The 21820-nt window shown below is 39.7% G+C and carries 21 protein-coding genes; 4 read left to right on the top strand and 17 right to left on the bottom strand.

Features of this window, described 5'->3' with window-relative positions; all coding sequences use genetic code 11:
• The first annotated feature begins 67 nt into the window (after positions 1-67).
• Both M3085_RS03610 and M3085_RS03605 read left to right on the top strand, forming a co-directional pair.
• A complete protein-coding gene (locus tag M3085_RS03610) occupies positions 68-688 on the top strand; it encodes a hypothetical protein (protein ID WP_249052302.1) in 621 nt (206 codons plus the stop codon).
• Between the two features lie 58 nt (positions 689-746).
• A complete protein-coding gene (locus tag M3085_RS03605; RefSeq protein ID WP_249052301.1) occupies positions 747-1814 on the top strand; it encodes an XRE family transcriptional regulator in 1068 nt (355 codons plus the stop codon).
• A gap of 136 nt (positions 1815-1950) precedes the next feature.
• Here the strand turns inward: M3085_RS03605 and M3085_RS03600 are convergent, their stop codons facing one another.
• From M3085_RS03600 to M3085_RS03550, 11 genes are all read right to left on the bottom strand, one after another.
• Complete coding sequence (locus M3085_RS03600; protein ID WP_249052300.1) at positions 1951-2487, bottom strand: hypothetical protein; 537 nt, start codon at positions 2485-2487, stop codon at positions 1951-1953.
• A gap of 102 nt (positions 2488-2589) precedes the next feature.
• Positions 2590-3051, bottom strand: a complete 462-nt coding sequence (locus M3085_RS03595; protein ID WP_249052299.1) for a hypothetical protein — start codon at positions 3049-3051, stop codon at positions 2590-2592.
• Positions 3045-3626 (bottom strand): Panacea domain-containing protein, encoded by a 582-nt coding sequence (locus tag M3085_RS03590; protein WP_249052298.1) that lies wholly within the window; start codon positions 3624-3626, stop codon positions 3045-3047. The genes M3085_RS03595 and M3085_RS03590 overlap by 7 nt, the downstream gene beginning before the upstream one ends.
• 112 nt (positions 3627-3738) lie before the next feature.
• Positions 3739-4011, bottom strand: a complete 273-nt coding sequence (locus tag M3085_RS03585) for a helix-turn-helix domain-containing protein (protein ID WP_117674015.1) — start codon at positions 4009-4011, stop codon at positions 3739-3741.
• Positions 4008-6068 carry a bifunctional DNA primase/helicase gene (locus tag M3085_RS03580; protein ID WP_249052297.1) on the bottom strand — a complete coding sequence of 687 codons (2061 nt, stop codon included), beginning with the start codon at positions 6066-6068 and terminating at the stop codon, positions 4008-4010. Before M3085_RS03580 ends, M3085_RS03585 begins: the two co-directional genes overlap by 4 nt.
• On the bottom strand, positions 6034-6441 hold the full coding sequence (locus tag M3085_RS03575) for a helix-turn-helix transcriptional regulator (RefSeq protein WP_025019711.1): 408 nt from the start codon (positions 6439-6441) through the stop codon (positions 6034-6036). The genes M3085_RS03580 and M3085_RS03575 overlap by 35 nt, the downstream gene beginning before the upstream one ends.
• A 9-nt stretch (positions 6442-6450) precedes the next feature.
• Positions 6451-6759 (bottom strand): helix-turn-helix domain-containing protein, encoded by a 309-nt coding sequence (locus tag M3085_RS03570; protein ID WP_249052296.1) that lies wholly within the window; start codon positions 6757-6759, stop codon positions 6451-6453.
• Positions 6760-7158: 399 nt separating this feature from the next.
• Positions 7159-8007, bottom strand: coding sequence for an RteC domain-containing protein (locus tag M3085_RS03565; protein ID WP_249052295.1), 849 nt, complete (start codon positions 8005-8007; stop codon positions 7159-7161).
• 27 nt (positions 8008-8034) lie between these two features.
• Positions 8035-8649, bottom strand: coding sequence for a GyrI-like domain-containing protein (locus M3085_RS03560; RefSeq protein ID WP_249052294.1), 615 nt, complete (start codon positions 8647-8649; stop codon positions 8035-8037).
• Positions 8650-8656: 7 nt separating this feature from the next.
• Entirely contained in the window at positions 8657-9499 is an 843-nt protein-coding gene (locus tag M3085_RS03555; protein WP_249052293.1) for a GyrI-like domain-containing protein, read from the bottom strand.
• Between the two features lie 193 nt (positions 9500-9692).
• Positions 9693-10199 (bottom strand): dihydrofolate reductase family protein, encoded by a 507-nt coding sequence (locus M3085_RS03550; protein ID WP_249052292.1) that lies wholly within the window; start codon positions 10197-10199, stop codon positions 9693-9695.
• An 807-nt stretch (positions 10200-11006) separates the two neighbouring features.
• Here M3085_RS03550 and M3085_RS03545 point away from each other — a divergent pair.
• On the top strand, positions 11007-11645 hold the full coding sequence (locus tag M3085_RS03545; RefSeq protein ID WP_191709643.1) for an HAD family hydrolase: 639 nt from the start codon (positions 11007-11009) through the stop codon (positions 11643-11645).
• A gap of 7 nt (positions 11646-11652) precedes the next feature.
• Here M3085_RS03545 and M3085_RS03540 read toward each other — a convergent pair whose 3' ends face one another.
• The 6 genes from M3085_RS03540 to M3085_RS03515 form a co-directional block, all read right to left on the bottom strand.
• The gene (locus M3085_RS03540; RefSeq protein ID WP_178256822.1) at positions 11653-12651 is read right to left on the bottom strand and encodes an MBL fold metallo-hydrolase; all 999 of its coding nucleotides are present in this window, start codon (positions 12649-12651) and stop codon (positions 11653-11655) included.
• 54 nt (positions 12652-12705) lie between these two features.
• Positions 12706-13155 carry a hypothetical protein gene (locus M3085_RS03535; RefSeq protein ID WP_178256821.1) on the bottom strand — a complete coding sequence of 150 codons (450 nt, stop codon included), beginning with the start codon at positions 13153-13155 and terminating at the stop codon, positions 12706-12708.
• Positions 13156-13275: 120 nt separating this feature from the next.
• The gene (locus tag M3085_RS03530) at positions 13276-14262 is read right to left on the bottom strand and encodes a DUF6340 family protein (RefSeq protein WP_249052291.1); all 987 of its coding nucleotides are present in this window, start codon (positions 14260-14262) and stop codon (positions 13276-13278) included.
• A gap of 381 nt (positions 14263-14643) precedes the next feature.
• Positions 14644-17943, bottom strand: coding sequence for a preprotein translocase subunit SecA (gene secA / locus M3085_RS03525; protein ID WP_178256819.1), 3300 nt, complete (start codon positions 17941-17943; stop codon positions 14644-14646).
• Positions 17944-17986: 43 nt separating this feature from the next.
• Positions 17987-19570 (bottom strand): alkaline phosphatase family protein, encoded by a 1584-nt coding sequence (locus M3085_RS03520; protein WP_249052290.1) that lies wholly within the window; start codon positions 19568-19570, stop codon positions 17987-17989.
• Positions 19567-20751 (bottom strand): DUF4105 domain-containing protein, encoded by a 1185-nt coding sequence (locus tag M3085_RS03515; RefSeq protein ID WP_410554209.1) that lies wholly within the window; start codon positions 20749-20751, stop codon positions 19567-19569. The genes M3085_RS03520 and M3085_RS03515 overlap by 4 nt, the downstream gene beginning before the upstream one ends.
• Positions 20752-21111: 360 nt before the next feature.
• Here M3085_RS03515 and M3085_RS03510 point away from each other — a divergent pair, with 360 nt between their 5' ends.
• Positions 21112-21558, top strand: coding sequence for a PepSY-like domain-containing protein (locus M3085_RS03510; RefSeq protein ID WP_249052288.1), 447 nt, complete (start codon positions 21112-21114; stop codon positions 21556-21558).
• Positions 21559-21820: the final 262 nt, after the last annotated feature.

Genomic DNA, 21820 nt, shown 5'->3' with positions numbered 1-21820 from the left:
TCTGCTGCAACAGAGGTTCTTTCAGAAAATCTGGTGGTTCAGATTTTAAAATTTCAAATTTAAAATTATGACAAAAATAGAAATAAATGAGTTTCCGAGAAAAAGGAAACGTATAATAAATAAAAAAGAATGTGAATATGACCTTAAAGAGGTTCTGTTGCCTCTTTTTGAAGCATATTATGAAGCTTTAAAGATGTATAATAAAGAGGTGGCTCAGACGCCACCAAGTGCAAGACCTAGAGCATTTGAAGCCAACTTACTATTAGCAAAACTAATCCAATGTGTTCAAAATCATTTCGGTTCAGATTTGAAACGTGGTAAATATGGAAGATTAATGCTTACTGTAAATGGTTATATTATCTTTTTCAAGAAGTTGGATAAGAATAATATGCCTATGAATATAAGAACTGTTTTAAGTGATTCCATAGAGAATCAGTTACAAGGTTCACTTTTTGAGGATGATTATGATGGAACTTCTCCTATACTGTTTTTTGGTTATAAAAAAGATAGTTTGGGACTATTTGTTCAACCGAAGCTTGTTTATATTGATGAAGGAAAAGTCTGTTGGGAAATAAATGAAAACAATCTTAATTCTTTGTCTAAAGCAACCAAAACTATTCACCCTTTGTTGCCAACTGCTGAAGTGGGTATTAAAGAGAATGTGAAGATAAAGAAGAATGTAAATTAATAACAAATATAATCTGAACCACCATTTTCTTATATAAATAGTCGAAAGGAAAAATATTATGAAATTTAATAACAAACAATTGACATTTGTGAGAGAGTATTTAGGATATTCTCAAACAAGCTTGGCTTCGCACATTAAAGGATTGTCCCAGTCAAATTTGTCAAAGTTTGAAAAAGGTGTGGGATTATTATCTGAAGATGTAATTAAGCGAATTATAGATTTCCTGGGATTTCCAGAAGAGTTCTATGAAGAAAAGATTTCAAATAATGTAGAGAATGCCCATTATCGAAGAAAAGCTGGAATTATTAAAAGTAAGAAAGATCATATAGAATGTGCAAATAAATTGATTGGTTACATAATAGATGAAATGTCTGAAAGTATTGAATTTCCTCCAATAGGACTTTGTATGTTGGATTTGGAAGAAGGTTATACTCCAGAATCTGCCGCACAATTTACAAGAAAATATATGGGTCTAAAGGATGAGCCTATAGAGAATATATGTTCGTTGTTAGAACGGTATGGTATAATTATTGTCGAACAAGATTATGATGTAGATATATTTGATGGCGTTTCTTTTGTAACAGATGAAGGGTTTATGGTTTTAATATTAAACAAAAATTATAGTAATGACCATAAGCGTTTTACTATAGCCCATGAGTTGGGTCATATTATAATGCATTTGTCTTCTAAATACCCAATTCCAGATCATCGTGATAAAGAAAATGAAGCAAATCGTTTTGCCTCAGAATTTTTAATGCCAGAATCAGCAATAAAGGGTTCATTACAAGGTCTTAAACTACAATATTTGAGTTCTTTGAAATCTTATTGGATGACATCTATGGCATCAATTATTCGTAGAGCGAAAGATCTTAAGTGTATAACTGATGATAAATATAGTTATTTTAATATTGAATTAAGTCGTAAGGGTTATAAAAAGAATGAACCAGTATATGTTCCAATAGATACTCCGGTTGTTTATTATAAAGCCTATGAATTATTGAAAAAAGAATTAGACTATTCGGATCAGGAGTTAGCTGATGCATTTAAATTACCAGTAAATGAAATATTTAAATATTTTGAGAAACCTGGTTTTAATGTTAAACTAAAGATTTTAAAGCCATTCTAAATAGAATAATAAACACTGAACTATTTAAATGTTATTTGCATTTTTGCTAATTTGGTGTTTGTAAAGATAAAGGAGAAAGTTCCTATATATTTTACATAGGGGACTTTCTCCTTTAATTTATTTCTGGATTACGGTCTTAAAATTGTCCTATTTTTATATTTCCTTTTTGAATCTCAGCTGTATATTCTTCATCTTTTGTTATTTTGAATTTAAGAGAATATTTAGACAATACGTTGTCCACGTAAGTTGGTATTGTTTCAGTGGGTATGCCTAAATTAAAATGTTTTGCAATTTTCATAAGAGTTTCTTTAGCTTTATCTTCATCGGAAATTTTTGATGAAAAATTTATTAGAACATCATATACATCAACAACAAAAGCATTTCGTATTTCTTCATTGCTAAAAGCGTTTTCTATTTCTTTTTTTAAATTATTAGGTATATCATCTAGCTTTGATTTATTCCCATTTTTTTTATTTGTTATTTCAATAGGACGATTTGAATTTATAGGTATTTTAATTTGTACCTCTCTTATTTTGCCATTAATTGGGAAATTAGTTCTTTTATCAACATGAATATCACAATGTTTGAAATCCCATTTTTTCTCTTCTTGACATCCCCATTTATGGTCGTCTATTGATAAAACTTGATTTTTTATTAAACTCCTTAATCTCATGATATTATAACAGCTATTTATGAAGTAAATGGTAATATATTTAAAACACCTTAAATAAAAAATGCAAAAAATATATCAATTCATAATCCACCAGGCTTAGGTTTAGAATGAATAATGTTCTTTCAATATCTTCTCAAAAATCGGAATATATTTTCGTGGAGTTAATGGACTTTTGGAAAAAGCATAAATCAAGTTTATGTATTCTTCATCCGAGAGAACTCCTACCACTTCTGCAGATTCGAAGGACTTTAGAAGGTTTTCTTGTTCACCTTCCCGGAAGCAATAATCAAATGGGATGGTAGTAACCAGTGGAAAAGAGAAGTCTTCGTCAGAACCATACTTCTTTCCAATGCACCTGTTTGCTTCAAATACGTATGATACAATATCCTGTCCTCTGTAGTTCTTGCCGTGTTTCGGTGATAAGCTACCGGAACGTTTTCTCGAAGTTGGAAATACGGCAACAACATTCAGTGTCTCACTTCTATAGAGGGAAATTAGATACTTGTTTTTGGGAGGATTTGTAAAGGTGCAAAAACCGTAGATAATATTCTTAGCCTTTAACATACCGATGTCGCATTACAGAACTGCATATATTCCAGTGCATCCTCAAAAACTTCTTCTTTTTCTTCATCACCTTCAATAAGACGGTTCAGATGAATTTCACAGTCAGAACGACCTGAATCTGAAAAAGTAAGATTGTTTTCATTCACTACTTTACTCCACAAGGTATCATCAAGATGGGTAATGTCTGTAAGCTCATCTGCTGACATGGATCCGTATGTAGAAATGATTTTATCGATCATGTCCATTTCATACTGGCTGTAGAGGTTTAGCTTTTCTTGTGTGATAATACCACTAACCGGAGATACTTCACATTTGTCTTCGTTGTTACGATGGCATTGTACATACTCTGAAAATGATCCGTTCTTTACATCATATACTTCAGGTGCAACAGGGCCTTTTTTCCATGCAAAGTAACTGAACCAGGTTAGAGGGAATCCTCTTTCGATAGTGAATTTTTCGTCTGTAAGATACACCAGCTTCAATAGCTTCCTAAGGGTTATGTTAGGAATTCTTTCTGCGAGGTATGCTAATAAAACCCCATTCTTTTCTTTATTTACTGTATATCCAAAGCTCATAATGCTGTTTTTAAAGTTGTAACATTCTAATAAATAACTGTATGAAGATATTATTAGCGTTTGCAAAATTACAATTATTATCGTATTTCGCAAAACGTTAATACTTATATTCTTATCGTCTTTCCTTTTGATGTGCAAGAACGTCTTTTGCATAAAACAATCGTCTGCCACCAATCTTTACCGAGGTTACTTTTCTTTCGTAAGCCCAGCGGTAAACGGACTTGGGAGCAATCTTGACTATTTTGGAAACATCTACTACATCGAGAAGAGTATCCGGACCAACCAGCAGTTGGCTCTTCTCCAGATTGCTCAATGTAGTTTCTATGGCTTTAAGGCGAGTAAGGATTTCTTTTATCCATACATCCATTTCTTCATCATTATTCATAGGCTGATATTCCCGATTATATAATAGTTACTGGAATCTTGCAACAACATTTCGTTTTCTTTCATGTATCGGATATAGCTTTTGGCTGTACGTTCTTTTACGTCAAGCATGTCCATTATTAATTCTGTCAAGTTATTGTAAGATACCTTTTTTCGTGACTTGAATATCTCTTTGGTAATATTGGAGAGTTCTGTACGTTTTCGCTTTTCCTTATCTTCAATGGATTTTTCTCCGGCATAGACGTGCATATCCTTTGTTTTGTCCCAGGTAAAGAGTAACATGGGAACATCAAGAGGGCTGCCATCCCTTACTTTGATAGCTTTTACAACTGAGTATGCCGGATTTTCATCTTTCTCAATGGAGAGGATAGCTGCAGCTTTTCTTTGCAGTTCTGAACCGATATGGCCTCTAAGTTTGATGCCATTGGGTACGAAATGCAGAACACATATTATACATGTTTTGTATATGCCTGCAAGTCTGTATAGTTCGTCAACAATGGCTATACTTTCTGTTTCATCATTTGCAGAGCGGATTAAGTCTGCTATTCCGTCTATAACGACAAGGTGTATTCCTCCTTGACGATGATAATACAGGTCCATACTATCCCTTATAATCTGTAGCCTTTCTTTTCTGGACATGGATGCCAGATAAAATGTGTGATATGTTTCCGGAACAAAATCAATACAGACTCGTTTTAAAGTCTTTGAAAGATTCTTGTAAAGCTGATACTCTGATTGTTCTGTGTCATAATGAAGTATTGCTTTTTGATTATAGTTTGGGCAAATATCCAATCCTAATGTATCAACAGAAGGATCGGTTGTTTCATCTATCAATGTTCCGGCTATAATGGCTGAAATAAAGTTGCTTTTACCAGTACCTTCACCTCCGGTTATACAAAACAGATTGTCGTATGTTCCTAATGGTACATCATTGACCGATACAACAGTTTTAGAAATTTCAGGTGGATTGTTATAGTCCATTTCGCATGATTTGAGTAACATGAGTGTATGAGAATATAGTTTTTCCAATGAATTTGTGATAAGTTCCCGTAAATCTGATGCACTTTTACCAAGGGCAAAGAAATCCGATATATCCTTTTCCTTTTTGCTTCCTGACAATGGCAGCTCCAGACGTATGACATTGTGGTCTGATAAGGCATTATAATGGCGTAGTGATTCCCTTTTACCGGTCTCATCAGAATCGTATAAAATGATGATGTGTCTGAATTTCCTTTCAAGCATTTCTATCATGGTTGTTGGAATAGATGCTGTTTCACTGTTGAAGCATACAGCAAAAAATCCTTTTGAATAGAGTGACATCACATCTTTTTCTCCGCCTGTTATGAAAACAATATCTCCTTTATTTGGGAGTTGTTCCAGTCCGAAACAATACACTTCAGGCATTTCACCACCATACAGAAAACGCATTTTGTTATTCAATGGCCTATAAAGTTTTACATATCCATTTCCGTTATAGGCAAAAATGGGATCTAAATCTGATGATTCTATTTTGAATGGCTCATTATTCCTGTTTATGCTTTCATACGATTTTACTGATGTTACATGATAAAGCTTTAAAGTGGAGAGTTTTATGCCATATTTTTGCCAATATCCAAGTTCGGTAGATGTGAATTGTTTTGATTCGACTTTGAAAGAACTTGTATTCTTTTCTACTGCTATATTTAAGGAAATATCCTCTTTGGATACTGTTGTCGTTTTTGCTGTAGTGGTGGTGTATGTTCCTGTTGTACTTGGTGCAAGATTAAGATTCAAGTCCGAGTTTATAAGACTGACTATATTGGAAAAGTCTGATTTGACATTCCAGCCTTTTATTGTGGCAACGAACCAGAAACAATCTCCGGAATAACTTTCGTCACCAAAGTCCTTCATTTTGAAGGTGCGTGAATGTCTGTCAAAGTAGATGTTACATGAGGCGTTTTTATCATCATATAACGGATTCTTGAAGTTCTTCCCAGGTCGGAAATCTATCCGAAGATAATATTTGAAAACATCAAGCCCCCGGTTAGTACGGTCCAGTATTTCTTCCTTGTTTATCATTTCGTCTGTCTTTACTCATGTAACTGTTTAGAATTATATTGTCCTTGAATTCGCTAAGCCTTCTTAAAGCTTCTTCCTTTGGCATTGCCGGCACTTTAATCTGATAACATTTAATTCCCACAAAAAGCGAATTATAGAAATATCGCACGTCGCCGGATTCAGCATATCTGTATCTGATTATGCCTTTCTTTCTCCATCTGTATAGCGTGGACTCAGATATGGCAAGTGCTTCCATCACATCTTTTGAACTCAGTTCCAGGGCATCATCAATCTCTTTACTTAGGGTAGTTGAACGCTCGATATAACTCTCAATACGGTTCAGCTGCTCTTTCAGACTTTGAAAAGCTTCACTATCAATGGTAATTACTTCCATACTTTACTATTATTGGTGACCTAATATTTTAAATGCTTCATAAACTCTGTTCAAGTCTTCTTTGGAATCTACATTAAGAGAAATACTAAGTGAAATCTTCCTTTGTTTGGATTCACTTGCATCACATGCAAACAGCTCACCAAGAGTGATGTCTAAAATATCGCAGTATGCCTGTAATTGCTCTACTCTTGCTGAACTACAGTCTGTTTCAATTCTGGATACTGTAGATGGTGAAACTCCCATATTTTCAGCGACATACTCTTGTGAATAACCCTTTGCATCCCTTAATTTCCTAAGTTTCTGACTTATCGTTTTCATATAATGTAAATTTAGGAATTACATCCAATAGGTTATGTTTCACTATATGCAAATGCCTGCATCGTTTGCAACAAATAATTCATCATATGCATAATGATGTCGTTAATCAATATAATATCCAATGAAGATGTGAGTATAGTAGGGTATAAACTCAATTCAGTTTTTGCATGTATCTTAAATATTGTTGTATCCATATTGCAGACTAATTGTTTTCGCAAAAGTCGGAATATGTGCATGATAAAAAGTCATGGTTTATACCATCATGGTAAAAATAAAATAAAGGCTTATTTCTTTTATTTTGGCTTATAAAGTGGAGTAATTCTATGTACAGTAAATACAAATAAAAAAATACCATGTTGGTATAAACACGGTATTTTATCATACGAAATCTATGAGGTCTTATCTTCTATCATCCTCATCCATTCTTTTAGAAAGATTTTCTATCAGTTTATTTAAATAGGAGGTACGATCTTTGCGTTCTTTCATTGCAATATAAGCATCATAGTAACCTCCTAGATCTATATTGAACATGGTGCTAAGATAATTCATGAACTCTTTTATTTCAATATTTCCGTGGTTTATATCTCCGGAAGAAACTAATGCATAGCCAAGTTCTATTAATGCTGCTTTTTTTCCTGTGAAACGAATAGGTATTTTAGTGCTGATGCTTTGGTACTGTTTTTCTATATAGCTTTCGTTTTCGAGCTTCTGCAGTTTTTTGTTAAGATAAATACGTAGCATTTCATTGGCGAGTATTTTCGCTACTTTATAGTCGTACCCTGTTGAAAAATTAGGATCCTTATCTAACAGTGTACTATCTGTATAAAGGCGGAGATCTGTATTACCACGTAAAAAATAATACTCGTCATAGATTGTTGAATGTGAACGATAATATTGATAGAAGTCCAAGTTACGATTGAAGAAATAGGTCAAGTTGTCCAGTTCTTTATTGATATATAACTTTATAACATCATTACCGCCTGTTGGACATTGTACTTCAATACAATATATTTTGTGAAAATATAGTAATCGACTTAATAATTCTGGTTTCTGATTTTTGAAAAAGAATATTTCTTCTTCTTTAGTAGAGAATTTATGAGTTTGTAATTTGATCCTTAAATCATTTAATGCCTTCTGTAAACGGTGTACCATTGAAAGAGAAAACTCTATAATATCATAGCCATAGATGTTGATATTTGTAATATCAACATCTAATTCAGCTAAGATATTATCAATCAACTCGTTCATGTTTTAAATACAATCTTATCATCTCTTTTAACCGATTTGGTAACGTAAAATGGTTTTTAATTTATCTTTTTGGGTTTTACGGGCATCTGATAAATAAATTTCACGATGAATAGAATTTATTCTCGATAAATTATGTAATGATATCAAAGAATCCATTTTTTCAAAAGATTCAGATTCTGTATCATAGCTTCCTGTGTGCAGTATTTGTACGCATAATCCTTCTTCGATTGTGCTAAATCTTACTTTTTCTAATAAAGGATATGATTTTTTTATTTTAACTTGTTCAATAATCTCATGAGCATATTCATTAGAAATAAAATCAGGCTGTCTAATCATTAATGTAAACATAAGCTCATTTTTGTCAATAACATTCTTGCCTATTGAATCAGACGTCTTTAGTGTCCATATACCTTCTAATGGATAAACACTATAATCCAATTTGTTTTCTTTTTTCCAACGCATTTTGGCTGCATAAGACAATGAATACAAACATTGAATATAATCTTTAAAAAAATCATCATTAGGATTACCCTGTCCTGATAATTCGAAAAATTTAAACGCAGGAATAGTTGTTATTTGTGGACTGCTACTTGGATGATAGTAGTTTTTTTCTTCTTTTTTCCATTCGTACTTTTCTAACATATAAATTCTATTTAATTGGTATATAAACTTTTGTAATTAACTCATCAGGTGATACTTGATTTAGACAATTCAAATATTCATCAAACATTATTCCAAACCTTAAAGTATAATTTTTATTTCGTTGTATGTGGTTATGGAAATCACCTAAATTTGAATAAAATCCATTTAATGTATAAATGGCATATTTACCAGAGGGTAGATGTATAGTGCCAAAATCTTTTGTTGGATATATTTTTTCTTTTATAGATGCACAAGCATAATATCGACATTGATTATTACTTGTAATATTAGGATTATCAAAACTAATTCCAATAAAGCGGGTATTTGATGTTAGTAGATTGTTGCTGTAAAGGAAATGTATTAGCTTTTCCCATGCATTTTTATACGTTTCTTCTTCCCCATATTTACCGCATATTCGAATATAAACTAAGTCTAATCCTTCAAAATCGTATATTTGAGAAGATAAGTCAAATTTATTATCTTCAATTATTGGCTCATTTAATTGTAATCTTAATTTATTAATATATGCTTTGGGGGATATCTTAAATTGTTTCTTAAAAGCTTTTGAAAATGATTGGGCATTATCATAACCGACCATTGTTGCTAGCTTTTGTAAATGAATTTCTTCTGTTTGCATATACATGACAGCGCGCTCCATTCGTAACCGTGCAACATACGTATATAGAGGTTCATCAAGAGCTAAAGCCATTACACGTAGTAGTTGTCGTTTAGACATATTTACTTTATCAGCTATTACATTTAATTGTAATGGCTGATGTAAATTATAATTTATATAATCAATAACTTGGTTGATTTTTTGTTTATATATGTTTTCAGTACAACTTTTCATCGCTAACAATATAATACACAAATATATGGTATTATTATATAAATTAGATTGTCCAATCTTGCCAAATTTATATTTCAACAGCTCTTATAGCGATATCAAAGTGTTATAGCCATTTTTTATACTAATCAAACATTTGTATTAATATGTTCTATTTTAAAGGTAGATTGATTGGAAAAAAGTTAAAGTGTACGTTTTAAAAAACGTAAGTTGAACAAATTGTACCATCATTTAAAATCTTACTATCCATTAGTTTTAAGTCCCAATTAGGTGTTTCAGGAAAAAGTTTTATACCATTTCCTAATAGTTTAGGTACTGTATAGATTGTAATGCAATTTATTAGCTTAGCTTTTATTAAAGTCGTTATTAAGCTGCCTCCGCCAACTACTAACAAATCTGTTTTATGCTTCAATTTATAAATCTCATCTAGTAGTCCGTTTGTTAAGAATTTTACTCCACAATTTGGTGTTACGTTAGTATTATGATGTGAAACCACAAAAGTTTGCTTGTCTTTGTATGGCCATCCTCCCCAATGCTCAAATATATAGTGGTAGGTATTAGCTCCCATAATTAAAGCATCAGCTATGATATACTGCTTAAAAAGAGTTGCTTTTATATCATTGGGAAGCCATTCTAATTCATTGTCTGATGTAGCTATGAATCCGTCAAGAGATACGGCTATGTGTGCTTTAATCTGTTTCATGTTATTTGGAATTAAACAGTTAAACAATTCGTTTTTACTGTTCGCCAGTATCCAAAAAAGAAGCGTGGTTCTCACACTGCTTCAAAGCGAGGTACTGGCATACCCAAATGAGGAAACAGGCAAGACCACGCTATGACAAAGCATAGCATATCCTGCGCTGAATATCCCCTCATTTTGAAAAGTGCCAGTTTTCGCTTTGGGACGTTCGGCGAACGTATATGTTATATATAAAGACGAAATTCCGGAAAATCCCGTTAAATCGCCGTTATTCTCTTATGTAAGTTTCGCAAAGTTAACAAAATACAATAACATATCCTACTATGAAATAGGAAATATTGTTTTATATTGCATTACATGGGTCAAAGCCCACTTAGTGCAAGGTGCAAGCCTCCTTATATATTAAGGGGCTTGCACCTTGCACTAAAAGTGTAGCAGAGAGCCTTGGAAAATATTTATTATCAATCATTTGGCGTTTAGTTCGAAAAAGATTATCTTTGAACCATGAATTAGTGATGACGGAGGTTGTCAACAAGGGTTCATTAGAGATTTGGCAGTTTTGCTACAAAAATGCTACAGAAAGAAGTCTTGACAAGTGTAAAACTAATTGATATACAGAGTTGAAGCTGAAAGGTTCGAGTTCCCCAGCTTCCGCTTCTATTTTGCAATTTCCTTTTTATATTTGTCTTTACATATTCTTAAGCCCTTAACTTCTTATTGATTTTCGTGCATTTTAAAGAATATCCATTCAATGGAATAGATATTCTTTAAAAAATTAGCGTACCTTTGCGGGGCTAAAAATAATGATAAATGAAACATTACAACGCTTATTTATTCGATTTCGATTACACGCTGGCTGACTCCTCACGGGGAATTGTGATGTGTTTTCGTCGTGTGTTGGAACGCCACCACTATTCGCAAGTAACCGACAATGAGATAAAACGGACTATCGGAAAGACACTTGAAAATTCTTTTTCTATCCTGACGGGGGTTACGGATACCGATACGCTTGCGGCATATAAAAAGGAGTATGTGAAAGAAGCGGATGTGTATATGACGGCAAATACGTTCCTGTTTCCGGAAACTGCAGAGGTGCTGAACGGCTTGAAGAAACGCGGAGCTAAGATAGGTATTATTTCTACCAAATTCCGTTACCGCATCATGGAGTTGTTAAGCAAACATTTTCCGACTGACTTTTTCGACATTATCGTAGGTGGGGAGGATGTGAAAGCTGCCAAGCCTTCGCCCGAAGGGTTGATCTTTGCCATGCAGCGGTTGGGATGTTCGAAAGAAGAGACATTATACATTGGTGACAGTACCGTGGATGCGGAAACGGCACAGGCGGGAGGTACTGATTTTGCCGGTATTCTTCACGGAGCTACCACACGCGAAGAGTTGGAAGCGTATCCGCACACTGTCGTGGCCGACAGCCTGCGTATTTTAATCTGATACTCCCCTATCGCTGGGGTTTCAGTTTTACGATTTCCCCCAATTCGGGCAACAGCACAGACATATCGCGGCGTTTGGCTTCGGCGGCAAACACATGAGGTGGGTCGAACAAAGGCTCGTCCGACAAGTCAAACGTCCCGTAATGCATCGGTATCGTGATGTACGCATTCATCTCGGAGGAAGCCGTCAATGCATCGTAAGGCGAAATATGATTGGGTTTCATAAACCACCGGGGCTTATAGGCACCGATACCTATCATGCAATAATCAATATGGGGAAATAACTCCGGAAGTTCCTGAAAATGGCGGGCATAACCTGTGTCTCCGCTATTGTAGATGGTTATGCCGTCTGCCTGAATCATAAAGGCTCCCCATAAACGTTCGCCGCCATCGCTTACGCCGCGCTTGCTCCAATGTTGCGCCGGCAAAAATGTCAACGTTACTCCGTCGTTCTGATATTGCTGATACCATGCCGCTTCGATTGTTTTCAGTTGAGGGAACCAGCTTTGTATCAGTTCGCCCGTGCCTAATCCGCAAAACAGTTTCATCTGCGGATTATCGGCAACCAAACGCGCTACGCTCGGTTTGTCAAGATGGTCGAAATGGTCATGACTGATAAGCAAGTAATCGATATGCTGAAAAATCGAAGGATTGGCCGGCAGCATACTTCTGCGCTTGACAAAAGGAATGTTTCCGTACACCGGGTCAATCATAAACCGCTTGCCACCCAACTGGAGGAAAAAAGAGTTATGCCCCAACCAGATTAGCGAATTGCCTACCACTCCGTCAAGCGAACGCAAGAAGTTTACTTTCGGATTCCATTTTATCGTGCGTTTTTCTTTGCGCTGCGGATTAGGAGAGAGACGCCACTTAAGCACACTTCCCATCCCCGGCCGCCAACGGTGCTGCCGGTTAAAAAATTTACCATTAGCCACCGGGTTTCCTCGCCAACGGGGATTCACCGTAGCCAGATGATTATTTCGCCGGAATGTGATTCGCTCTCCCATATACTCTCCTTCTTCGGTGTTTACAATCGCTTACATCATGCCATATAAGCGGTATTATTTTTCCAATAAATCTTTCAGAAAGGCATCGAGTTCTTCGTCTAAGCCTTTCAGCAACTCTCCGCTTAATAACAAGGTATCCTCATCGTCGATAAGCAGCAAGTCGGCAACCGTCTCTTTTTCGTCGTCGACCAATACAAAAGAGTATGGCTTTAACAGATTGAGATTATCAAAAATCCCCTCTTCTTTTAATGCCGTAAGTTCAGAATGTAACAATCCTTCTACTTCGGTGTAAAAATCATTACTGTCATCGTCCACCCATTCGTCAATAATTGTACGTGCCAGTTCTTCATCATCGTCATTAAAAATAACTAACTCGCCCGTTTCTTGTTTGGGTTGCAAGTGGATGTCGGTAATCGTTGAATTTTCCTCTTTCGCACCATATCTTGCCACGGCTTCTTTTACACAAGAAGCTATCGCCGCGTGCGACTGTTCGCTAATTTTCATAGGCATTCATTATTTATACCTCAAATGTACAAAAAAATTCAGTCATGCAAACGATATTGTTCTTTTTTGTGCAGCGCAGGCAGAAAAAAGACGAATAGCCTTTCTCTTACCGGAGAAGTCTTAAAAACGCCCCATCTGCAAGTTTAATTTGGGCAAATCGAGTTTTTTCTTTTGTAATGCTTCTTCATAATAAGCTATAACCTGCCTATCTTCCGAGCCAGAACCTACCAGTTGTTTTGCTTTGCCTAACCACTCGATGGCTTGGTCTATATCGCCTTCCATTTCGAACGACAGGGCGATATTGAACGCGGCTTTCATCTTCGCGCTTCCTTTCTTCCGATTATCATAAAGCTGTTGCCACAGTCTGCGTGCTTCTTTCCAGTCGTTCTCACGCAAACAGATTACGGCATCACGCATTTCAACGCTGCCTCCCGTGTAATACAGGCGTGTAACCTGTCCCCAGTGAGGAATCAGATAAGGCACTAACGTTGTCATGGCGTCCATCGTCCCGTCGGTTACAATTCGCTTGTCCGACAAATCGGGCGTGATGTCCCAGTACAGACTGTCGGTTTTACTTACCACAGCCATCGGTTTACTACGCGAAGGGATGTAAATTTTTATCAACGGAGTGGTTTTCAGTTCCACAGCCTCGAAAGGCATCGGCAATTCGGGATAAAAGACTTCGCGTCTGTTGGTCTGCAACAACACACGTTCCACCGAAAAAATCATATCTGCTCCTAACGACGAAGCAAGTGATTCTACCTCGGCTTGCGTGAGTGTGGAATAATCGGACGGAAGCTCGTCTTTTGCCCGCAGAGCCGAATCGCAAATTATCACCTGATTAAAATAACGGCTATCCGCCAGCGCTTCTGCCAAAGTTTCGGCTGCCACTTTTCCGTCGCCCTCCAGCAAGCCAATGGTCAGCAAATCGTCTTTAGGGGTAGGGATTTCTGCCATATTGTTGACTACAGCTACGTTTTTCACCTGATCCGGATAAGTGATGTCTGCCGGATAAAGCTGATCAAAAGTAAAACTCTGCATAGAGCCACAAGCTGTAAAAACGCTGGTCGCTGCTAACAGTAACAGCGGGAAAATATGCTTCTTCATAATCATGCTTCTTTATTATAAGATAGAGAGACAAAAATACGATTTTCCACGAAAAGAATACGTTAAAAATTGAGAACTGCCTCTGAAAAAACAAATTTAAATATAAATCGGTTACACAAATGCCTGTTTTCGTTACATTTAACTCGGTCATGCAAGCCTGAAAAACGCTACCCATAGGACTGCTGTGTCTTACGAATAGAACAGGGAGGTTTATCCGTATGAACCGGTCAACACTACCCGTAGCGTTTTTTTTCGGAACAAACCGCCATAAAAAAAGAGGATGGACACCGAGCGGTTTGTTGTCCATCCTCCTATATCAGCTAAAATCAATAATGATTTCAGGAAAGTGTTCTGAAACTGTTTCTAAGTTTAAGAGCCTGTTTATGCGTTCTTACCGTGACAGTTTTTATACTTCAGTCCGCTGCCGCAAGGACAAGGATCGTTACGTCCAACGGTTTTTTCAGAACGAATCGGTTCCTGTTTCTGTTTTTCGCGCGTATCTTGCTGTGCGGCCGCCTGCTGATTCGGGTCGTTCAAATCTTGCTTTTCTTCCTTGTACTGCTGGCGGGGAGCGGGCTGTTCGGGAGCAGCCTCACGCACCTGACGAGGTTCTTGCACCGGTATTTGTCCGCGCATCAATACAGAAACGGTATTGTTGTTAATCTTGTCTACCATGTTACGGAACAGGTTGACAGACTCTAACTTGAATATCAACAGCGGGTCTTTCTGTTCGTAGCTAGCGTTCTGAACAGAATGTTTCAGTTCATCTAACTCGCGCAGGTTTTCTTTCCAAGCGTCGTCGATAGTATGAAGCAAGATTGCTTTTTCGAACGCCTTAACGATTTCTTTCGATTCGGTTTCGTATGCAGCCTTCAGGTTGACAGAGATGTTATACATACGCTTGCCATCGGTAATCGGTATCATGATGTTTTCGTACAAGTTTCCTTGCGTTTCGTACACCTGTTTGATAACCGGATTAGCTATCTGCGCCATGCGTTCGGTTTTACGCTTAAACAGCGCCATTGCTTCTTGGAATGTTTTTTCTGCCAAATCGTCTTTCTTAGCCGAATGGAATTCTTCTTCGGTGAACGGTGTTTCCATTGCGAGCGTATGGAAGATTTCGCGCTGGGCATCCTCATAGGTAGGTTGCTCAAGAGCGTTGGCACAACGGTTCCATATCATTTCCACGATATCCATGCCGATACGCTCACCCATCAGTGCGTGACGGCGTTTGGTATAAATAACCGTACGCTGTTTGTTCATCACGTCATCGTATTCCAACAAACGTTTACGGATACCGAAGTTGTTTTCTTCCACCTTCTTCTGTGCACGTTCGATGGAGTTGGATATCATCTTATGTTCAATCATCTCTCCTTCTTTGAATCCGAGCTTATCCATCACGCTGGCAATGCGGTCGGAAGAGAACAGACGCATCAAATCGTCTTCCAGTGATACGAAGAACACAGATGAACCGGGGTCGCCCTGACGTCCGGCACGACCACGCAACTGGCGGTCGACACGGCGCGACTCGTGACGTTCCGTACCGATAATTGCCAAACCTCCGGCAGCTTTTACTTCAGGGCTCAGCTTGATATCCGTACCACGACCCGCCATGTTGGTAGCGATAGTCACCGTACTGCTCTGACCTGCTTTTGCTACGATTTCGGCTTCTTTCTGGTGGAGTTTCGCATTCAATACGTTATGCGGAATCTTACGCAGGGTAAGCATCTTACTCAACATTTCGGAGATTTCGACCGAAGTAGTACCAACCAGTACCGGACGGCCTGCCTGTACCATCTTTTCGATTTCCTCGATTACAGCTTTATATTTTTCGCGTTTGGTTTTGTAGACACGGTCGTTCATGTCGATACGGGCTATCGGACGGTTAGTCGGGATAACCACCACATCGAGTTTATAAATGTCCCAGAACTCTCCGGCTTCCGTTTCTGCCGTACCGGTCATACCAGACAACTTATGATACATACGGAAGTAGTTCTGAAGGGTAATCGTAGCAAACGTTTGTGTAGCAGCTTCTACCTTCACGCCTTCTTTTGCTTCCACTGCCTGATGCAATCCGTCGCTCCAGCGGCGTCCGTCCATGATACGGCCCGTCTGCTCGTCGACAATCTTAACCTGTCCGTCCATCACCACATAATCGGTATCTTTTTCGAACATGGTATATGCCTTCAGCAGCTGGTTAATCGTATGCACACGTTCCGACTTGATGGCGTAGTTAGTCAGCAGTTCGTCTTTCTTAGCCAAACGTTCTTCTTCGCTCAAATCCTTACGGTTTTCCAGTTCAGAGAGTTGAGCAGTAATATCGGGCAGCACAAACAGCGTCGGGTCTTGCGAATTACCGGTAATCAAGTCGATACCCTTATCGGTAAGTTCCACGCTCTTCAGTTTTTCATCGATAACAAAGAAAAGCGGTTCTACGGCTTCGGGCATACGCTTGTTGTTCTGCTCCATGTAGATTTCTTCAGTCTTGAGCATACCCGCCTTAATACCCGGTTCGCTAAGGAACTTGATAAGGGGTTTGTTTTTAGGCAATGCCTTGTGGCTGCGGAACAATGCCAAGAAACCGGCTTCCACGTCTTCTTTCTTATCAGAAGCAATCAGGCGTTTTGCATCGGCAAGATATTGTGTTGCCAAACGGTGCTGAGCCTCAACCAAGCGTTCTACCAGCGGACGCAACACTTCAAACAGTTGCTGGTCGCCTTTAGGTACGGGACCTGAAATAATCAGCGGAGTACGGGCATCGTCAATCAACACCGAGTCCACCTCATCGACTATGGCGTAGTTATGCTTGCGCTGTACCAAATCGCGCGGGCTGACTGCCATATTGTCACGCAGGTAATCGAAGCCGAATTCGTTGTTAGTACCAAAGGTAATATCAGCCATGTATGCCTGACGGCGTGCTTCCGAGTTAGGCTGATGCTTGTCAATACAATCCACACGCAAACCGTGGAACATATAAAGCGGTCCCATCCATTCCGAGTCACGTTTCGCCAAGTAATCGTTGACGGTTACCACATGCACACCGTTTCCGGTCAGGGCATTCAGGAATACGGGAAGCGTAGCCACCAATGTCTTACCTTCACCGGTTGCCATTTCTGCGATTTTCCCCTGATGCAGAACCACACCACCGAACAACTGCACATCGTAATGCACCATGTTCCATACCGTATCGTTTCCGCCTGCTTTCCAGTGGTTTTTCCAGATGGCTTTATCGCCTTCTATGCTTACGAAGTCTTTTCCCTGAGCCGCCAGTTCACGGTCGAAATCGGTTGCCGTTACTTCAATGGTTTCATTTTGCGAGAAACGGCGTGCCGTATCTTTCACAATCGAGAAGGCTACCGGCAATACGTCGTTCAGCGCTTTCTCATATTTGTCGAGCACGTCTTTCTCTAACTTGTCTATCTGAGAGAAGATACCTTCGCGCTGTTCCAAGTCGGTCGACTCAATGGTAGCTTTCAGTTCTTCTATTTTTTTTGTTTCCTCGGCAGCAGAATCTTTAATATACTTCTTTAATTCTTCTGTCTTTGCACGCAGTTCGTCATTGCTAAGTTTCTCTATTTCCGGATAAGCCTGCTTTATTTTTTCTACCCACGGCTGAATTTCTTTCATATCACGGGTGGCTTTATTTCCGAACAGCTTGCTTATAAATTCATTAAATCCCATTTGTATTTATTGTTTTTGTTTTACTTAATTAATTTATTTCCTCTTATTTCCGAATGTCGAGCAGCGGTGCTGCTTCGCTGGCGTTGGGCGCCCGGATGCGCATGTAGTGGGCTACCGTGGGGGCGATGGTTGCCATTTTTACCGGAGCATACAATATCTCCGGCTTTACGTTATAGCCCATGAAAATAAGCGGAACAGAAGCGTAAGCCTCGCGAACCACCTGCGATATCTGCGGATAATCGTTGATAACCGTCCATCCGGGCATTACTTCGATGTAGAGGTCGCCCGAACAATCGCGGCTGAACGAATTGCGTATCTTGTCAATCTTCGGAGTCCATGCCCCCAACAGCAGGCGCTGCGAGGTATAAGCATCGCGAACACCGCTCATCTGGACGACAAACTCCGCCGAACGGTTCATTATCTCCGTCAGATTCAGCTTTTTGTCTTCTATCAGTTTATGGTTAAGGTAAATTTGCCGGTCGTAATAAGTTTCCACGTACTGCCCGTTGCCGTAAATTGCCATCAGGTACATGTTCAGCAGGGCGGCACAACGCTTGATGTGGAATTCTCCTCCCGGAATCCGGTATTGCGAAGGGTCGGCAGGCTCGGTATCGGTATAGCCCGTAGAGGTGACAAAAAACAGCGTGTTTGCCAAACCTACCTTGCGGTCTATCATATCGAGAAGGTCACCCAGACTGTTGTCAAGCCGCACGTAAGCGTCTTGAATCTCCATTGCATATTCCGAATTGGGCTTATGGTCGTAATTCCCGGCGTAGTAAGAAAGTGTCAATAAGTCGGGCACGTTGTCTTTTCCCATCGGAGTAGCCGTCAGACAAGCATTTACCAGCCGGTTGACTTCATCGTTTACATACGGGCTGGTTTTAAACTTCCGGTACTTTTCCGCCCGCTCGTCGAAGAAGTTATGTTTAAACGTTACCTGCTTGCTGTTCGAAGTAACATAGCGGTAGGCGGTAACTACGTGATAAGGCTGCCACTCCAGCGTACCGATACGGAAGTCCAGCCCCTCGCGGTCGTTATAATCCGTCACCCATTGGGGAAACGTACCGTAATAGGTGGTTCCGCTCCATTTGCCGGTATCGTCGTTAATCCAGAATGCTCCTTTTGCAGCGTGTCCTGCGGCAAGAATCGCCATTTCGCGTGTGGGAGCTATTGAGTAAACTTCCGCTTCTCCCCCACTTGCCACCATCAGCTCGTCGGACAGCGTAGATACTTGCAGGCGTTTCGGCGAAGAATATTCCTGAGTATAAACGCCCATGAAATCGCGGTCTTCCACGCACTCCACAAGGCGCAGAGAGTTTCGGTCCATCCATCGGGTTCCCACCACCCCATTATAATAAGGTGTAGTACCTGTATACACGGATGCCGTCGCCGATGAACGGTCAATGTTTATAAAGTCGTATTCTGCATTACAGTAAACGCGCCCTTCTTTCATCAGCCGCTTAAAGCCGCGCTCGCCGTAAAGCGCGGAAAACGCTTCGATGTAATCGGCACGCAACTGGTCGATGGTCAGCCCCACCACCAGCCTCGGTGCGCCCGGAGCGGTTTGCGCCTGAAGCCCCGTAATAACAAATACCGTAATTAAAGATGTCAGTATGCGTTCTTTCATTCTTTTTTATTCCAAACTAAAACATGGCTCGCTGTATTTACCAGCAAACTGAGTGCCAAAGGTAATACTGTTAAATTAAATTCTTGCGGCGAAAAGGGGAATATAGCTATAAAAAGTGTTAAATAGACGATATTCACCACGTGGTACCTGTCTTTTTTGCGTTTTATGTCGCAATAAACCATCCGGGGGAGGTATAAAAGCGGGAGGGGATTGAATAGTATCAAAAGCCAGTTTGAGCCGACCGTAGGGTGTGACGACACGAAGAAAAGGAAAGCCACGATACATCCTGCCAATCCTTGTGCGCCGTACAGCAGGATATCCCATCCCCAAAGAATCCGTTTCCGCCGCCACTGCCACCAAGCCACCAAAGCGTTTAACGCCAAAAACAGTGAAGCACCCATCAGAGGGGTCAGGGGGAAACCCGGCACGGATTCCGGCTCTACGTCGACTATCTTTGTCTCTTTAGCCACTAACGGACGCTTGGTTCCGTCTTCATTTACGATGTATGCCTCCGATGCGAAATAGCGCATGTAGAAGGGGGCGAACATCTGCAAGCGATTGTCAATCGGGCGGTCGGCTTCCGCTCCCAAACAAAGGTCGATGCCGAACTCATCCCACGGGGATTGCGCCGTAAACTCATGGACGATGCTGCGGAAAGACTTTTCCGGCAAGCCTTCGGGATAAACCACTTTGCCGTGTATGCTTTTTTCTATTTGATCGCGTGCGCGCGTGGTACAATTATCATAGAAATAATTATAACGGTAGATGCGGTTTTCAGGGCGGTAGTTTTCTTCTAAAAGCCCCAACAGGGTCTCTTTTTCGGCGGCGGTCAGGTTCAGTTCCTGCTGGTACACCGCCGAGCCTCGCAGGGCATATTCCGTTTCAAAGTATGTATAAGGCGTAATGCCCAACTGGTAGTCGGTCTCTCCCTTCACGAAGCGGTAAACAAAATTGGGGGTATTGAAGCTGAACATGCCGTAATTGAACACCACATCCGTTCCGCGCGTAACGTTCTGATAGCGCAGCGCCGTATGCCCGAAAAGTTCATAAATCTCGCTTCCGGGCGCACACGTAAGCAGGCTGAAGCGGATGCTGTCGCGCTGTTGGGCACGGAGCGGCGCCAGCGTTACGAATACCGCCAGTAAACCGATGATGAGTTTTATCGTGTTCCGAACAATCATATTATTCATTTCATTGCTTTGAGCGCACAAAAATACAGCTATTTATCCTATCGCCGAAACAAATGGAGATTTATTTTCCGCACACCCGTTTTTTGACATGCTGAGGACAGATTCGGTATGCCGGAATTTGGGGTAAAAACGCTACCGCATGTGTTCACTTACTCATCCGCATAAGTTACCTTACGCTACCGCATAAACCGGTCAACGTATGCGGTTGCGTTTCGGGCGCATATTTCTGCCGTTTTTTTCTTGATTTTTTTGTAAGAAAAGCCGACATTCCTAATTCTTTTCAGAATCACTGCCGACTTTTGTGATAGAAAAACAAACAAAGTATTTAATAACCCTTTAAATTATAGCCTTATGAAAAAGTTAGCATTATTATTAGTAGGTGTTTTGGTTTCCATGCAATTGATGTTTGCCGACAGCGAAAAGCCGATTGCGTTTGAACAGCTTCCGCAAGCAGCGCAAACTTTCGTAAAAAAGAACTTCCCGGATGCAAAGGTGGCATTTGTGAAACAGGAGACCGATTTCCTGAAAAAATCGTACGACCTTGTATTTATCAACGGCGACAAATTAGAATTTGACAGCGACGGAAACTGGAAAGAAATCAAATGCCGCACGCTTACCGTACCAGCTTCTGCCATCCCCGCCGGAATCAACAAGTTTGTTACAGAAAATTATCCCGATGCAAAAGTGGTACACATCGAAAAAGACCGTTACGAATACGAAGTGAAGCTGTCTAACTTCTGGGAAATCAAGTTCGACCTCAAATGCAATGTTATCGACTTAGACCGAGACAACGATTAGTTTCTTAACCACTGTTTGATTAAACCGACGTAAGCCATCGGCTGTTCCGCCCTACCGGAGCAGCCGATTTTTGCATATTCCGCAAAGCCACGCACTGCCGCAAACATTCCCTGCTTTTGCTTTGAAATGTTTACAAATTTTCTTAACTTGCGACTGGAATCCTAAAGTACTACGTTATGAAGAAAATCTATTTTTTAATCCTATCAGTGTTTGTCGGTTTCCTTTTTATGCAAAGCTGCAAAGAAGACGAAACTATAGACGG

The sequence above is a fragment of the Bacteroides caecicola genome, assembly GCF_023337095.1.
In the GTDB taxonomy this organism is placed as follows: Bacteria; Bacteroidota; Bacteroidia; order Bacteroidales; family Bacteroidaceae; genus Phocaeicola; species Phocaeicola gallinarum.
This window is presented reverse-complemented; position numbering and strand designations above follow the sequence as displayed.

Coding starts and splice junctions, on each gene's coding strand:
- M3085_RS03565 (WP_249052295.1), bottom strand. CDS start 8,007: ATGAACGAGTTGATTGATAATATCTTAGCTGAATTAGATGTTGATATT.
- M3085_RS03580 (WP_249052297.1), bottom strand. CDS start 6,068: ATGATAAACAAGGAAGAAATACTGGACCGTACTAACCGGGGGCTTGAT.
- M3085_RS03585 (WP_117674015.1), bottom strand. CDS start 4,011: ATGAATAATGATGAAGAAATGGATGTATGGATAAAAGAAATCCTTACT.
- M3085_RS03560 (WP_249052294.1), bottom strand. CDS start 8,649: ATGTTAGAAAAGTACGAATGGAAAAAAGAAGAAAAAAACTACTATCAT.
- M3085_RS03540 (WP_178256822.1), bottom strand. CDS start 12,651: ATGGGAGAGCGAATCACATTCCGGCGAAATAATCATCTGGCTACGGTG.
- M3085_RS03575 (WP_025019711.1), bottom strand. CDS start 6,441: ATGGAAGTAATTACCATTGATAGTGAAGCTTTTCAAAGTCTGAAAGAG.
- M3085_RS03555 (WP_249052293.1), bottom strand. CDS start 9,499: ATGAAAAGTTGTACTGAAAACATATATAAACAAAAAATCAACCAAGTT.
- M3085_RS03570 (WP_249052296.1), bottom strand. CDS start 6,759: ATGAAAACGATAAGTCAGAAACTTAGGAAATTAAGGGATGCAAAGGGT.
- secA (WP_178256819.1), bottom strand. CDS start 17,943: ATGGGATTTAATGAATTTATAAGCAAGCTGTTCGGAAATAAAGCCACC.
- M3085_RS03610 (WP_249052302.1), top strand. CDS start 68: ATGACAAAAATAGAAATAAATGAGTTTCCGAGAAAAAGGAAACGTATA.
- M3085_RS03605 (WP_249052301.1), top strand. CDS start 747: ATGAAATTTAATAACAAACAATTGACATTTGTGAGAGAGTATTTAGGA.
- M3085_RS03515 (WP_410554209.1), bottom strand. CDS start 20,751: ATGATTGTTCGGAACACGATAAAACTCATCATCGGTTTACTGGCGGTA.
- M3085_RS03545 (WP_191709643.1), top strand. CDS start 11,007: ATGAAACATTACAACGCTTATTTATTCGATTTCGATTACACGCTGGCT.
- M3085_RS03595 (WP_249052299.1), bottom strand. CDS start 3,051: ATGTTAAAGGCTAAGAATATTATCTACGGTTTTTGCACCTTTACAAAT.
- M3085_RS03600 (WP_249052300.1), bottom strand. CDS start 2,487: ATGAGATTAAGGAGTTTAATAAAAAATCAAGTTTTATCAATAGACGAC.
- M3085_RS03520 (WP_249052290.1), bottom strand. CDS start 19,570: ATGAAAGAACGCATACTGACATCTTTAATTACGGTATTTGTTATTACG.
- M3085_RS03535 (WP_178256821.1), bottom strand. CDS start 13,155: ATGAAAATTAGCGAACAGTCGCACGCGGCGATAGCTTCTTGTGTAAAA.
- M3085_RS03510 (WP_249052288.1), top strand. CDS start 21,112: ATGAAAAAGTTAGCATTATTATTAGTAGGTGTTTTGGTTTCCATGCAA.
- M3085_RS03530 (WP_249052291.1), bottom strand. CDS start 14,262: ATGAAGAAGCATATTTTCCCGCTGTTACTGTTAGCAGCGACCAGCGTT.
- M3085_RS03590 (WP_249052298.1), bottom strand. CDS start 3,626: ATGAGCTTTGGATATACAGTAAATAAAGAAAAGAATGGGGTTTTATTA.
- M3085_RS03550 (WP_249052292.1), bottom strand. CDS start 10,199: ATGAAACAGATTAAAGCACACATAGCCGTATCTCTTGACGGATTCATA.